The 12,863-nt window shown below is 62.2% G+C and carries 13 protein-coding genes and 1 tRNA gene; 9 read left to right on the top strand and 5 right to left on the bottom strand.

From position 1 onward, the window contains the following. Nucleotides 1-23 precede the first annotated feature (23 nt). The 3 genes from NL528_RS27185 (at nucleotide 24) to NL528_RS27175 (ending at nucleotide 1,031) form a co-directional block, all read left to right on the top strand. Complete coding sequence (locus NL528_RS27185; RefSeq protein WP_074276133.1) at nucleotides 24-266, top strand: FliM/FliN family flagellar motor switch protein; 243 nt, start codon at nucleotides 24-26, stop codon at nucleotides 264-266. 97 nt (nucleotides 267-363) lie between these two features. Further along, nucleotides 364-448 (top strand) — tRNA-Leu (locus NL528_RS27180). Between the two features lie 208 nt (nucleotides 449-656). Continuing rightward, on the top strand, nucleotides 657-1,031 hold the full coding sequence (locus NL528_RS27175) for a hypothetical protein (RefSeq protein WP_309177528.1): 375 nt from the start codon (nucleotides 657-659) through the stop codon (nucleotides 1,029-1,031). 1 nt (nucleotide 1,032) lies between these two features. Here the strand turns inward: NL528_RS27175 and NL528_RS27170 are convergent, their stop codons facing one another. Both NL528_RS27170 and NL528_RS27165 read right to left on the bottom strand, forming a co-directional pair. Continuing rightward, nucleotides 1,033-2,310 carry a polysaccharide deacetylase family protein gene (locus NL528_RS27170; protein WP_375143895.1) on the bottom strand — a complete coding sequence of 426 codons (1,278 nt, stop codon included), beginning with the start codon at nucleotides 2,308-2,310 and terminating at the stop codon, nucleotides 1,033-1,035. Nucleotides 2,311-2,482: 172 nt separating this feature from the next. Then, nucleotides 2,483-3,262 carry a polysaccharide deacetylase family protein gene (locus tag NL528_RS27165; protein ID WP_309177526.1) on the bottom strand — a complete coding sequence of 260 codons (780 nt, stop codon included), beginning with the start codon at nucleotides 3,260-3,262 and terminating at the stop codon, nucleotides 2,483-2,485. A 131-nt stretch (nucleotides 3,263-3,393) separates the two neighbouring features. On the opposite strand from NL528_RS27165, the gene mgtE reads away from it, so the two are divergent. The 4 genes from mgtE (at nucleotide 3,394) to NL528_RS27145 (ending at nucleotide 7,352) form a co-directional block, all read left to right on the top strand. Next, nucleotides 3,394-4,830, top strand: a complete 1,437-nt coding sequence (gene mgtE / locus NL528_RS27160) for a magnesium transporter (RefSeq protein ID WP_309177525.1) — start codon at nucleotides 3,394-3,396, stop codon at nucleotides 4,828-4,830. A gap of 290 nt (nucleotides 4,831-5,120) precedes the next feature. After that, nucleotides 5,121-5,435, top strand: a complete 315-nt coding sequence (locus tag NL528_RS27155; RefSeq protein ID WP_309177524.1) for a helix-turn-helix domain-containing protein — start codon at nucleotides 5,121-5,123, stop codon at nucleotides 5,433-5,435. Nucleotides 5,436-5,599: 164 nt separating this feature from the next. Beyond that, a complete protein-coding gene (locus NL528_RS27150) occupies nucleotides 5,600-6,418 on the top strand; it encodes an aldo/keto reductase (RefSeq protein WP_309177523.1) in 819 nt (272 codons plus the stop codon). Between the two features lie 64 nt (nucleotides 6,419-6,482). Continuing rightward, on the top strand, nucleotides 6,483-7,352 hold the full coding sequence (locus tag NL528_RS27145) for a hypothetical protein (protein ID WP_309177522.1): 870 nt from the start codon (nucleotides 6,483-6,485) through the stop codon (nucleotides 7,350-7,352). A 36-nt stretch (nucleotides 7,353-7,388) separates the two neighbouring features. Here NL528_RS27145 and NL528_RS27140 read toward each other — a convergent pair whose 3' ends face one another. The 3 genes from NL528_RS27140 to NL528_RS27130 all read right to left on the bottom strand — a co-directional run bounded on the left by NL528_RS27140 (nucleotide 7,389) and on the right by NL528_RS27130 (nucleotide 8,226). Further along, entirely contained in the window at nucleotides 7,389-7,694 is a 306-nt protein-coding gene (locus tag NL528_RS27140; RefSeq protein ID WP_309177521.1) for a hypothetical protein, read from the bottom strand. A 72-nt stretch (nucleotides 7,695-7,766) separates the two neighbouring features. Further along, complete coding sequence (locus NL528_RS27135; protein WP_309177520.1) at nucleotides 7,767-7,961, bottom strand: hypothetical protein; 195 nt, start codon at nucleotides 7,959-7,961, stop codon at nucleotides 7,767-7,769. A gap of 70 nt (nucleotides 7,962-8,031) precedes the next feature. Further along, nucleotides 8,032-8,226, bottom strand: a complete 195-nt coding sequence (locus NL528_RS27130; RefSeq protein ID WP_309177519.1) for a hypothetical protein — start codon at nucleotides 8,224-8,226, stop codon at nucleotides 8,032-8,034. A 236-nt stretch (nucleotides 8,227-8,462) separates the two neighbouring features. Between NL528_RS27130 and NL528_RS27125 the strand changes: the two genes are divergently transcribed. After that, nucleotides 8,463-9,587, top strand: a complete 1,125-nt coding sequence (locus tag NL528_RS27125; protein WP_309177518.1) for an OpgC domain-containing protein — start codon at nucleotides 8,463-8,465, stop codon at nucleotides 9,585-9,587. Then, on the top strand, nucleotides 9,584-12,382 hold the full coding sequence (locus NL528_RS27120; protein ID WP_309177517.1) for an adenylate/guanylate cyclase domain-containing protein: 2,799 nt from the start codon (nucleotides 9,584-9,586) through the stop codon (nucleotides 12,380-12,382). The genes NL528_RS27125 and NL528_RS27120 overlap by 4 nt, the downstream gene beginning before the upstream one ends. The last annotated feature ends 481 nt before the right edge of the window (nucleotides 12,383-12,863 follow it).

Genomic DNA, 12,863 nt, shown 5'->3' with positions numbered 1-12,863 from the left:
AGTCCCGGTTTGGCGGTTCAGAAGTGGCCACCCTCGATAAAGTCAGCGTCGATCTCATGGTGGTGCTCGGCACCACCACCATGCCTATCCACCAGGTTATGCGGCTTTCCCGCGGTGCCATCATCGAACTGGACGCCACCGAGGCCGACGAGGTCAAGATCCTCGCCAACAACCTGCCCGTCGCCAGCGGCGTGGTCCTGGTCGATCGCAACCGGATCGCGGTCGAAGTCAAGCAAATGCTGCCGAAATTGCCGGGCGTTAGGTAGTTAATTCGGTCGCAAATCCGCCTTGTCCCTCCACCCCTGATTTGTTACATCGGCGCCGTCGATCCGGCAGCCCGATGGGTTTCAGCCGGTATCCCAAGCGCTCGTGGCGGAATTGGTAGACGCGCTGCCTTGAGGTGGCAGTGAGTAAAATCGTGGGGGTTCGAGTCCCTCCGAGCGCACCATAAAATCGTTGGGTTTGAGTTCGCCCCGACCGGTTCGGGGAACGAAATGTGCTGGTCCGCTATGGCGGGGGCGATTTTTGGGCAACGGACGAGGTCGATGCCTTGCTGTAACACCGTTCGGGTAAACCGACAGATGTAGGACTTACCGGCCGGCGGTTCCGGTCTTGCGGCCGCCGTTCGGCATTCCAGAATCACCCGGAGCACATGCATGACGTTCCTGAGCTACGCCTATCGATTCGCCTCCAACTTCGTGTTCCTGGCGCTGGTTTATTTCAGCCTGAACTTCCTGGAAAAATACGAGCAGCGCGTGGTGGTCTCGATCCTCGTGCTGATCTATGCCGCGATGCACGCCGCATCGGCCCTGCGGTCGTTTTATTTCTTCCAGCGCATCGAGCGGCTCGAGATCGAGGCGCGGCGTCTGGCGTTGGCGGCAGCGGAAGGACCTAATGCGGCGGCCGCGCGCAGGCAGATCGTCACCGACGTCAGCGCGCTGCGCCATGCCGGGGAAATCAAGTCATATATCGACCTGCTGTTCCTTGCCCTCGTTATCCTGCTGTGCATCGCCAAGATCGTGACGAATTGATCTAGCGCTTCTTCAGGCTGGCAACACGAACCGAGCGTCCGTTCTTCTTTACTTGCGCGGCGTGTTTGGGCGCGGCGTGGCCCGCGTGCGGGGCCTGGTGCGCGGCATGTTTGGAACGCGCGGCCTGCCGGGATGCTGCGGCCCGCGACCGGGCAGAAACGGGCTTGGCGAGTTCTTCCGTCTCGCGCGGAGTTGAAGCCGCCTGTTCCACGCGATGTGCCGGCGCAGCGGCCAGCATCGTCACACGAGTCGTTTCCGGAATTTTGAAGACGCTCGCGGCCGGAATGGGCAGCGTGATCGCGGCACTGGCTTGCGCGAGCTGCGATGGACGCGGCCATAGCGCTTCCTGCGGCAACGGCACGGCGCGCATCAGCCGCGTGCGATAGGCGAGGTCGGTGTCGCGCCAATCCAGATTGGACAGCGCGGGCGCGGGAAGCATGTCGGTCCCTGCAAACACGAAAGTGGGAATTTTCGGCCAGCGCGAAATTGCCACCGTCTCCGCGGCCGGATGCAACTGCCATTGCTGCGGTTCGGTCGGCGTCGCCGGCCGTTCCGGTGTCGCCGGGACCACTTGAACGATGCGATAGCCGCGGGCTTTCAGTTCATGCAGGATCCGGGGGAGTGCGGTGACCGTCCGCGGTTGAATGTCGTGCAGCAGCAGAATGCCTTTTCCCTTGGCCTTCAGCCGCTGGATCGCGAGATCATAGACGCGCTGCGGCGAGACATGCCGCCAGTCGTCCGCCAGGAAATCGGCGCTCCAGAGCTGGATGCCCTTCGATGCCACATATTCCTCGATCGCCGCGTTGCGGGCGAGACCCGGGATACGAAAGAACGGCGCGGGCGCGGTTCCGTCGGCAAGTGCCGCCGTGACTGAGGCGATGCCGTCGTCGATCTCCTTACTGGCGCGGTCGATCGGCAGCCGATGCATGTTGGAGGGATGGTTCTGGGTGTGGGTGGCGACGGTGTGGCCGGCATCGCGGACCTTGCGCACGCCTCCCGGACTGGCATTGGCCTGACTTCCAATCGTGAAGAAGGTCGCCTTCACGCATTGATCGGCGAGAATTTGCAGGATCTGGTTGCTGTACTTCGGCAGCGGACCGTCGTCGAAGGTCAGCACCACCTCATGATCTTCCAGCGGCAGCGTCTCGGCGTATTGCATGGTGCCGATCCTGGGATGTTCCCTTGGATCGACCACCAGCGTGCGCGACGTTCCGAGCGCGTCGGGATGGCCGGGACAGTCGGCGGCCGAGGCGGTCTGGGCCGTGACGCAGGCGACCATGCCAAGGAATGTGCTGAGGCACGTGCCAAGGCACAAAGCGGCCCATGGCCGCTTCCGGACTCCCGCACATACGCTGGTGATCATCGAACCCCGGCTTCTTACCAATTAATTCGGCACTCAAATCATTAGCTACGACGCCATGAATGCCGCCTTAATGGTCCAAATTCCACACTTATTTCGCGATTTCCGCGCCGGCGGCGACGGCCTTAGCGGTGGCCGGAACCAGCTGGACCACGCGATAGTGATTTTCGTGCAAATAACGCAGAAAAGCCGGCAGCATGGCCGCGGTTTGCGCCTTGGGGTCGTGCAGCAGGATAATGCCCCTGCCGGCGGTTTTGAGCCGCTCGGTCATCAGCTTCAGTTCCGCTTTCGGCGTCATTGGATTCCAGTCGCTGGCCCAGAGGTCGGCGCCGAAGACCACGATGCCGCGCTTTTGCAGGAAGTCGAGGGTTGCCGGCGTGCTCTCGAAGCCGGGAAACCGGAAGAACGGCGTGCTCGGGGTCGTGGTTGCGACCCCATGGAGCGCCATTTCGACCGCGGAAATGCCGTGGTCGATTTCCCCCTCCGTCTCGCCCGGCTTGATCTGCTTCAGGCTGCGGTGCGTCCAGGTATGGTGCCCGATGGTGTGGCCTCCGGCCGCAATCTTTCGCACCAATTCCGGGTGCTCCGAGGCGGGCTTGCCGATCAGGAAGAATGTGGCAAGCACGCATTCACGCGCCAGCGCCGCCAGCACTTTGGGCGTCGTGGCGGGCCACGGCCCATCATCGAAGGTCAGCACCACCTCGTGATCCCCGAGCGGCAGGGTCTGCGGAAAGCTCTTCAGGCCGACGCGCGGATAGGTAGCGGCATCGACGGCGAGAACGCGTGAGGTGCCGAGCGCATCCTTGCGCGGGCATTCGGTTGCCTGCGCCGCCGCGATCCAGGTCGTCGAAGCAACAAGGGTCGCGAGCAACGCCTTCGTGAAACTCCCGATCGTCAGCGGTTGGCCATATTTAGCATTGCGCTCGGCGTTGCCGATTGGGTAATGCGTGCAGCGATAGCTCAGACGAGTTCTCCAATTCTGTCAAACCGGTGATGCACGGCATGGCCGAGGATATCGACGTTGCCCAGCCCTCCGCTCCCCGACCTGCGGAGCCTTCCGTGCTCGACAGTTTCCCGATGCGGGACGATGAGGGGCAGATCCGTCACGAATTTGCCGAAGAGATTACACGCGCCATCGAGGCGACCGACAAGCCACTGTTGCGTGAAGTCGTGGCGGAACTTCACGAGGCCGACCTCGGTGACCTGATCGCGGCCCTCGAACCCGAGGACCGCGTCAAACTCGTGGAATTGACCGGTACGCATTTCGACTTCTCGGCGCTGAACGAGGTCGACGACAGCGTCCGCGAGGAAATCCTCGAGGAACTCGAGCCGGAGACGGTCGCGGAGGGCGTTCGCGAACTGGAATCCGACGACGCCGTCGAGCTGCTGGAAGGTCTCGACGAGGAGGACCAGGAGGAGATCCTCGAAAAGCTGCCGCCGTCCGAGCGCGACGCGCTGGAACGCAGCCTGCTTTATCCGGAAAACTCCGCCGGCCGGCGCATGCAGTCCGAGTTCATCGCCGTGCCGCCGGACTGGACCGTGGGGCAGGCGATCGACTACATGCGCGACACCCCCGACCTGCCGGCCCGGTTCTATGAAATCTACGCCGTGGATGCCGACAAGCATTGGCATGGCGCGGTCTCGCTGGACGCGCTGCTGCGCGCGCACCGGCCGGTGCCGCTCGCCGAACTGGTCGATGAAGACCGCCGCCGCGTCTCGGTGCTGGACGACCAGGAAGAAGTCGCGCGGATGTTCGGCAAATATAATCTGGTCGCCGCCCCCGTCGTCGATACCACCAACCGGCTGGTCGGTGTCATCACCATCGACGACGTCGTCGACGTCATCGAGGAAGAGGCCGACGAGGATTTGAAGGCGCTGGGCGGCGTCACCAGCGACGAAGAATTGTCCGACAGCGTCTGGACCATCGCGCGCGGCCGTTTCAACTGGCTGCTGGTCAATCTCGCGACTGCGTTTCTGGCATCCTCGGTTCTCGGCCTGTTCGAAGGGCAACTGGAGAAGATGGTGGCGCTGGCGGTGCTGGCGCCGATCGTCGCGAGCCAGGGCGGCAACGCCGCGACCCAGACCATGACGGTGGCGGTGCGGGCACTGGCCACCCGCGAACTCGGATCGAACAATGCCTATCGCGTGGTGATGCGCGAGGCCATGGTCGGCCTCGTCAATGGTCTCGCCTTCGCCGTCATCACCGGCATAGCGGCAGTCGCCTGGTTCAGGATCCCGGGCCTCGGCGTCGTGATTGGCATGGCGATCGTTTGCAACCTGGTTGCCGGTGCGCTCGGCGGCATTCTGATCCCGATGGTACTGGAGCGGGTACGCGCTGACCCTGCGGTGGCGTCGGGCACCTTCGTCACCACGATCACCGATGTGGTCGGCTTCTTCTCGTTTCTCGGCATTGCAACGCTGTGGTTCGGGCTGAGATAGGCGAAGGAGACATTAGATCGGGGCGGAGCGCTCGTCATCCTGAGGTGCGCGCTCTTGCGCGCCTCGAAGGATGAGTACGGCCCGTGGCCCATCCTTCGAGGCTCGCCCAGCGGTGCAAGTGCACCGCAGGGCTCGCACCTCCAGCGATAACGGCGAAGCCGTTACGCAGGGATGACGGGTGCGCTGATTCAACATAAAGCCATCCCGCTCTAGGCGAGGGGACGGGCGAGGCTCGTATCATTAATCGGACCTTAAGGCGCATCGCCGATGATTCCCGCCGGGGATTGATCATGCAGCGCCTGCGGTTGAAAGCGGATGGACGGATCGTCGAATTGCGCGACGGGCAGGAGTTTCCGCTCGCCCCGACGATGTCGCCCGCGCCTGCCGAAGCCGCGCCGCTGCCGGCAGTTCGCGACCTCCGCCGCCGCGCGCGCCTGACCCAGCTTGAATTTGCCGCCCGCCTCGGTGTGCCCGTGGAGACGATCCGGAACTGGGAGCAGGGCAAGCGTGCGCCGCGCGGACCGGCACGGGCCTTGCTCGCCGTGATCGCGCATTCGCCCGACACTGTGTTCGCCGCGCTGGCCACGGAACCAACGCCGGCTTGATTATCTGACGCATTTGCTCGCCGGTTTTCTCGCCGGTTTTCCTGGCGCGAACCGGGATCCACCCGCTATCCAGGCGCGGGGCAGGCTTTCGCTCGAAAACGCTACGAGTTGGCAGCCCAGTCGCTGCAGTCCATAATGGGTATCGACCTCACGAGTACCCGTGCATGCAATTCGTCGAAGCCAACGGCGCAAAAATCCCGGCGATCGGGCTGGGCACCTGGGAGCTGCGCGAGCGAACCTGCGCGCGCATCGTCGAGCAGGCGCTGCGACTGGGCTATCGCCACATCGATACCGCACAAGTCTATGAGAATGAACGCGAGGTCGGCGAGGGGCTGCGCGCATCCGGCGTGAAGCGCGGCGACCTCTTCGTCACGACCAAGGTCTGGACCACCCATTTCAGGCCCAACGATCTCGAGCGATCCGCCAAGGAGAGCCTGGCGCGGCTGCGCCTGACCGAGGTCGATCTGTTGCTGCTGCACTGGCCAAATCCGCAGGTGCCGCTGCCGGAGACGCTGGGAGCGCTGGCACGGGTCAAGCAGCTCGGGCTGGCGCGGCATATCGGCGTTTCGAACTTCACCGTGGCATTGATCGAGGAGGCGGTCGCGGCCTGTCCGGAGCCCCTGGTGTGCGACCAGGTCGAATATCACCCCTATCTCGACCAGACCAGGGTGAGGGAGGCCTGCGCGCGTCACGGCATGGCGCTGGTCGCCTATAGCCCGATCGCGAAGGGCCGCATCAAAGGCGACCGGTCGCTGGCGCGGATCGGCGACCGCTACCGCAAGACGGCGGCCCAGATAAGCCTGCGCTGGCTGGTGCAGCAAAATGTTGCTGCGATACCGCGGACATCGAAGCTCGAACGGCTCTCGGAGAACATCGACATCTTCGATTTCGAATTGTCGGATCAGGACATGCGCGAAATATCCGGGATGGGAAGCGCCGGCGGCCGGCTCACCGATTACGGCTTCGCGCCAAAATGGGATTGAGGGAGCATAGCGCCCGGCGCTATGCTCAAGTCCGGGGGAGACATCGAAAAATTGCGGCGTGACGATGGATCTGCGGCGAATCATACATACGGACATCACGGCATCGGCGGTTGCCCATCTGTCGCTGCTCGCTCTGCTGTTGCTGTTTTCCGAGGTGCATCCGTTCGGCGAGGTGACGGCCGAGACGGTCGCGGTCGATATCGTGACGCCGCAGGAGATTGCCGAAAAAGCCGCAGCCGAGAACAAGCCCGAACCCGCGCCGACGCCAACACCAGCGCCGCAACTGGATTTCTCGCTGCCTGATAAGGCTGCAGCGGCCAGCGCTCCCGCGCCGGCAGCTCAACCATCGGCTCCCGTGCAGCCGCAAAAGCAGGCCGCTTTAGCCGCTTCGCGCCCGGCTCCGCCGGCGCCAAGCCCGCCGCAGGCGCCAAGCCCGCCGCAAGCCGCATCGGCGTCGTCGGCGCCGGCCTACGCACCGCCCGAGCCCGATCTATCGATCAAATATCACGTGTTGCTTGGCTTGCCGCAGGATCTCTCGCCGACGCTGCCGCCGGCGTCGCGATCCGGCGCCAAGGCAGGCGATAAGGCTGGCGATGATTTCGACGCGCCTGCGAATGAGTCCGCCGACATCGCCTCCAGCCTGGTCACGGAATTTCGTCGTCATCTCAGGACATGCTCAAAACTTCCCGCTGACCTTAAGGCCTCCGACGACGTCAAGGTCAAGCTGCGGGTATTGATGACGCAGGACGGCAGGCTCGCCGCCGATCCCATCCTGATCGAAGCCAGCGCCTCCATGAAGGGACCGTTGCTGATGCAGGGCGCCATCCGCGCGCTGCAGGCGTGCCAGCCCTACGCGATGCTGCCGGTGGACCGCTACGGCGAATGGAAGGTACTCGACTTGAGCTTTACGCCGAAGGATTTCTCCGGATCCTGATCGGCGAGACCAAATTTGCCGAAAGCAACCCCTCGTTCACAGGTCTTCACGCAGGCTCCGGAAGAACGGGTGCCGGACCTTACCTTGTGGGTTCATGCTGACGATGAGCGGGAGCTTTTTGACTTCCGGTCTTGGGCCAGAAGCGGACATACTGCCCGCGACCGTCGATGTCCGCTGAGTGCCAATAAGCGACATTGGCTCGCCTATTTGCTCCCGCGACCGGGCCCTGATGAATCCGATCACCGACATTGCCAGCTGCTGCGCGCGCGCCGAGAGCAGCCACGCTGCCGCCCCACCGCCGAGTAGGGTGATGAACTGGCGTCGATGTGGTTGATCGAACATCCGACCCTCAACGCAACCAATCATCGAGCCGCACCGAGATCAAGGCTGGCGAGCTGTTGCACGAGCCTTCGCCTATTCGTCTTCGTCGGGTTCTCTGACGATCGGCGGCTGGCGCTCGTCGTCCGGTTCGGTGTCGTTGTCTTCGTCCTCGTCATCATCATCGTCATCGTCATCGTTGGGGTCTCGCGGCGGCGGCATCGTGCTGCCCATGATGGTGACGAGTCTCCACTCGGCCGCGGAAAAGTTCTCAGGGGTGCGCTGGGTCATGGTCGGCTCCTTGCTGGATGTCGCGACATTCATGCGCGGATGTTATGGCGCCGGGCCAGAGCCCCAGCCCCTAGTTACGGAGCTTCGGGCCCCTCGTGAGCATTGTGCGTGGAAAAAGCAATCCGGTCTCGCCCCGATTCGGATGGCCACCAAGCACAACGTCTGACAATTCCTCGCGGCGGATGACACCAACGATGTCCTGAACGTGCGTGTCGAAATCGATCGCGCGGTTCATCAGATGAGCGCGCTCGTCGAGGCCGGTCAAGGTCGGCGTATCCTCGTGCCCGGCTTAACAGCCGACTTAGGAGAGACCTCGTCAAGCGTCGAAGACGGGCGGCCGTAATCGCGTGGCTGAACTGATCACGTGCGAAGCCGGCAACGCTCAACGCTGGCGCGCAGATTGGTCTCAAATGACAGCGCAAAAATAAGTCTTTGAAGGTGAACCAGTTCACACCAGGAGCTCAAACGGCAGGTCCATTTTGCTGGCATGGGGTAACCAAGATGCACGATCGAATCGCCACCCCAAAGCTATTCGTCGGCGAGCTACCGGAGCTGAAAGGCCAGGGCCGCGACCTGCGAATAGATGCCTGCCGAGGCATCGCGCTGTGGTGCATCTTCCTTGACCATGTCCCCAACAGCATCGGAAGTTGGCTGACGCTGCGGAACTACGGCTTCAGCGATGCCGCGGAAGTATTCATGTTCGTCTCGGGCCTAACCTGCGCGCTGGCCTACGGCAAGGCACGATGCTGCGAGGGATGGACCGGAGTGATCAGCCGGACGCTGCGGCGAAGCTGGGACATTTATGTCGCATTTCTGCTGCTCACGCTCGCCTGCGCCATCTTGGTTCACCTCGCAGGCGGCGGCCGTCTTGCTGACGAGAGCAATACGCGCATTCTGTTGGACTATCCGGGCGCGACGCTCGCGCACGCGGCGATCTTGCAATACCGTCCGGTCAATACCGACGTGTTGCCGATCTTCGTACTGCTTCATCTCTTGTTCGCGCCACTGCTGTGGCTGCTGCTGCGAGTGCCGAACGTGACCCTTGGCGCCTCGCTGGCGCTTTATGCGCTGGTGCATGTCTTTGGCTGGACCGTCCCGGCATGGCCAAACAGCCACTGGGCCTTCAATCCGCTGGCCTGGCAGCTACTGGTCGTGCTTGGCGCGTGGTGGATGATCGAGGACAAGAAAGTCCGGCCGTGGGTGACGTCGCGCACGGCGCTTGTGCTTGCCGTCCTGTATCTGCTCTTCAGCTTGGTAATCGCATTGAGCTGGCGCATCAAACCGCTGGAAGCACTGATCCCGGAGGCGCTGGCGAACCTGCTTTACCCATTGGACAAATCGAATCTCGATCCATTGCGACTGCTGCATTTTTTGGCCATAGCGGTTTTGGCGGCGTGGTTCGTGCCACGCAATTGGCCATGGCTGACGACGCCGGTGATGCGCGGCGCGATCCGCTGTGGCCAGAACTCGCTGCCAATCTATTGCCTCGGCGTTCTGTTGGCGCTCGCCAGCCACATAGCGCTGGTCGACATCTCGGATGGGCTTGTGATGCAAATCGCGCTCAGTCTCGCTGGCATCCTGGTGATGATCGCGGCCGCAACGCTGCTGAGGAGTACCCATCAATGACCGGGACCGAATCGTTGGAATCGTCGGCGGACAGCCGGGAAAGGACGATTCTCACAACCGATGTGGTTGGCAGCACCGCTCTCCTGCGCCGCTATCCCAACGACATGATGGGCGCCATGGATCTGCACGACCAGATCCTTCACGCGGCCATCCGCCACCATTCCGGCGACCCCTTTAGAAGCACTGGCGACGGTGTGCTGGCGATTTTCGACCGGCCGCTGGACGCCGTGATGGCCGCGATCGAAGCGCAGCGTGAGATGCGCCGCATTGCCTGGGGCCCCACTGGACGGCTTCAGATACGATATGGCATCCATACGGGCCTGACGCGCGCGCGGGGGGACCACGACTTCTTTGGCCCTGCTTTGCCAACGGCCACGCGATTGCAGAGCGCGGCCAATGCCGATCAAATCCTGCTCTCGGGTGTCACAGTGCAGCGGCTGACGACGGACCTCCTGAAGACACCATTCCAACTGTCCGACCTCGGCGAACACCATTTCAAGGGCATCGAACCGATCCGCGTCCACCAGGTGAGTGCGTCGGATCTGCCGAATGCGTTCCCGCCGATCGGGGGAAAGCGGGAAACGGCCAGCGGCAATCTGCCTGCAAATCTGAGCTCGTTCCTTGGCCGCGAGCGGGAGCTGGACGAACTTGCCGAAATGGCGCTTGAATCGAGGTTGCTGACCCTTGTCGGTCCCGGCGGAATCGGCAAAACGAGGCTAGCGATAGAATTTACCCGATCCATAGAAGCCACCTTCCCCGATGGCGCGTGGCTTGTTGATCTCTCAGCACTAGAGCGGGACAGCGAGGTTTGGCCGGCCATCGCTGAGGCCCTGCTGATTCTGCCCGTGCCCGGCGCCGAGCCACGAATCCAGGTGCTCGAACGTCTGCACCACGCTCGAGCGATCCTGCTCATGGACAACTGTGAGCACGTGCTCGATCCGATTGCGGACGCAGTCACCGAACTCGGTTCGACCTGTGGCGAGTTGTTCCTGATCAATACCAGCCGGCGCGCGCTTGGGGTGGAGGGCGAGGCCGTCTACGAGGTCTCCTCGCTGGATTCCCGTTCGCATGATGGGTCTGGGCATCCCGCGGCAGTTTGTCTGCTCGTAGAACGGGCCCGACTGGCCAATCGACGGTTTCAACCAACATCGGATCAGCTCGCCGTCATCGACAGGATTTGTACCAATCTCGATTGCATTCCGCTCGCCATCGAGATTGCAGCTGCCCAGCTGCGCCGACATACGCTAGAGAGTATTGAAAGCGGGGTGACAAAACCGCTCGATCTGCAATCCAGCATTTTCCGGCGCCGGGCGGGCCGCCATCAAACGCTGCGGCAGGCGCTGGAATGGTCATACGACCTTCTCGATCCGAACAGCCGCCAGGTTCTGCAGCGGCTATCTGTATTCTCCGGCTCCTTCCACGAAGAACAGGCCCTCGCTGTCTGTGCCGGGGACGTACCCAACGAATCCGACGTGCTCAGGGGGATCGACGAATTGGTCGAAACCTCGCTTCTGTCCCGGGACATCGGCGGCCGTCACCTCCTAAGAATGCTGCACACAGTCCAGGCCTTTGCACGCGAAATGCTCGACCAAACCAGTTTGCTGCAGACGGTGGAAACCCGGCATAGTGAAGTCTATGCGGCCCGATGCGGGCAGCTCGGCCAACAGTTCGCGGGCGTCAACGAAGCCAAGGCGGCTAATGCGATTTACGATGAGCTGTCCAATCTCCGTACAGCCTTCGAGCGCGCGATCACGCGCGATCTGAAACTGGCGGCGGACCTGGCGGCTCCTCTGTTCCTGTTCAACTACTCACATCGAGGGGCAGAGACGGGCAATTGGTACGAACGGATCATGGCAAGGCCGGGAGCTGATGAGCTCGAACATGCACCTATGTTCTTCGCCGGGGCCGCCGGCCACGCCTTCCACGATGAAGGTGATCAGCAGAAAGCTGCCGCTTTCATGGAACGGGGTTTTAGGGCTGAAGCCGCCGGCTCCCAATCGAGCCAAGGCTGGCTTTCCCACGTCGCCGGCCAGATGGCCCAATGGTTCGGAGACACGGCCGCGTGCATCGAGCATCACGCGACGGCGGTGAAGCAAGGACGCAGCGCAGGAAATAGCCACTGCGAGGTGATGTCCCTGTGCATGGCCGCCTTCGTCAAGGCGCGGATGGGAGATCTGGATGGCGCCCGAGAACTGGTCGAGGAAGCCACCCAGACCGGGCAGAAGGCCATGCAGCCCACTTTGATGGGGTACATTCATTACGCACGCGGTGGTGTAGCCCAGAACTCCAACCAAGCGATCGATGAGTACCAAACATCAGTCGAATGGGCGAATATGGCAGGCAACCACTTAGGGGCCCTTCGGGTCAAACAACTGATCGCTGATCTGCAAGCCGCGCAGGCTGCGCCGATCGAAGCTCTGGCTATTCATGTACGCACGCTGATTGATCTTCCGAGCCACGGGGCAGCATTCTACAACTGGCTTACGATACGCTCCCTGATTTTGCCGCTCGTTCAGCTCGAAGCCGATGAACACCTTGCTGTGCTGGCCGGGGCGCTCAGGGTTTCGCCGCTAAGGCTTGATAAAGTGGCTCGGTACGCTGTCGAGAAAAGCAGGGCCAGGCTGGGTGACAGTGTATTCGAGTTGGCGGCAGCCCGCGGGTCGCGGTTTAACCTCGCGGAGGCCCGCAGGTACATCATCGACGCTTGGCGAGGCATGGGTGAGCAAGACGGACACGGCATCTCCCCTTTGGCAAGCGCCACCAAGCCGTTGAACACGCCGCGATCGTGGCGATAAAGTCGCGGATGTATTTCGTGAAATCGCCGTCGTAGACGGAGAACATACAAATATACATACAAATATATTGTCGTCGACGATCACGAAGCGCGCAAAGTGCACCGTGCCGACGTTGTCCAATCCGGCATATATTTCATCCTTGTTTTGCGCGAATCACCAGAGCTGCGACTTCCGCCTTGGGTCAAAAGCTGAAAACTCAATGCGAGTATATGTTTTCCGCTCTGCCCCCAACAACGGACATCTTCACAGTCGGTCGGCATGTCTCAAAAGTGCCAGAAGCCGACCTTCGCTACTCGGTAGCGCCGCAAATGCGACGCTGAGCGTGACTATGAATTCGCGCCGTCCGACGTGAATTGCCATATGACCCTCCCGTGGGGGTCAGCCGATGCAACGGAGGGACGTTACCACGCTATAGTTGGGCAGTCTGCGGCGACTTCACGTTTGGCAACGGCCATAACCTCGTGAATTCGCTTGCCAGCAC

This window comes from Bradyrhizobium sp. Ash2021, assembly GCF_031202265.1.
In the GTDB taxonomy this organism is placed as follows: Bacteria; Pseudomonadota; Alphaproteobacteria; order Rhizobiales; family Xanthobacteraceae; genus Bradyrhizobium.
The sequence above is the reverse complement of the archived record's forward strand: the minus strand, read 5'-3'. Positions and strand labels throughout refer to the sequence as shown.

What these genes read in the sequence shown, in the direction of transcription:
- NL528_RS27120 (WP_309177517.1), top strand. Translation starts at nt 9,584, where the DNA reads ATGACCGGGACCGAATCGTTGGAATCGTCGGCGGACAGCCGGGAAAGG.
- NL528_RS27170 (WP_375143895.1), bottom strand. Translation starts at nt 2,310, where the DNA reads ATGGTCGCCTGCGTCACGGCCCAGACCGCCTCGGCCGCCGACTGTCCC.
- NL528_RS27145 (WP_309177522.1), top strand. Translation starts at nt 6,483, where the DNA reads ATGGATCTGCGGCGAATCATACATACGGACATCACGGCATCGGCGGTT.
- NL528_RS27135 (WP_309177520.1), bottom strand. Translation starts at nt 7,961, where the DNA reads ATGACCCAGCGCACCCCTGAGAACTTTTCCGCGGCCGAGTGGAGACTC.
- NL528_RS27125 (WP_309177518.1), top strand. Translation starts at nt 8,463, where the DNA reads ATGCACGATCGAATCGCCACCCCAAAGCTATTCGTCGGCGAGCTACCG.
- mgtE (WP_309177525.1), top strand. Translation starts at nt 3,394, where the DNA reads ATGGCCGAGGATATCGACGTTGCCCAGCCCTCCGCTCCCCGACCTGCG.
- NL528_RS27155 (WP_309177524.1), top strand. Translation starts at nt 5,121, where the DNA reads ATGCAGCGCCTGCGGTTGAAAGCGGATGGACGGATCGTCGAATTGCGC.
- NL528_RS27150 (WP_309177523.1), top strand. Translation starts at nt 5,600, where the DNA reads ATGCAATTCGTCGAAGCCAACGGCGCAAAAATCCCGGCGATCGGGCTG.
- NL528_RS27175 (WP_309177528.1), top strand. Translation starts at nt 657, where the DNA reads ATGACGTTCCTGAGCTACGCCTATCGATTCGCCTCCAACTTCGTGTTC.
- NL528_RS27140 (WP_309177521.1), bottom strand. Translation starts at nt 7,694, where the DNA reads ATGTTCGATCAACCACATCGACGCCAGTTCATCACCCTACTCGGCGGT.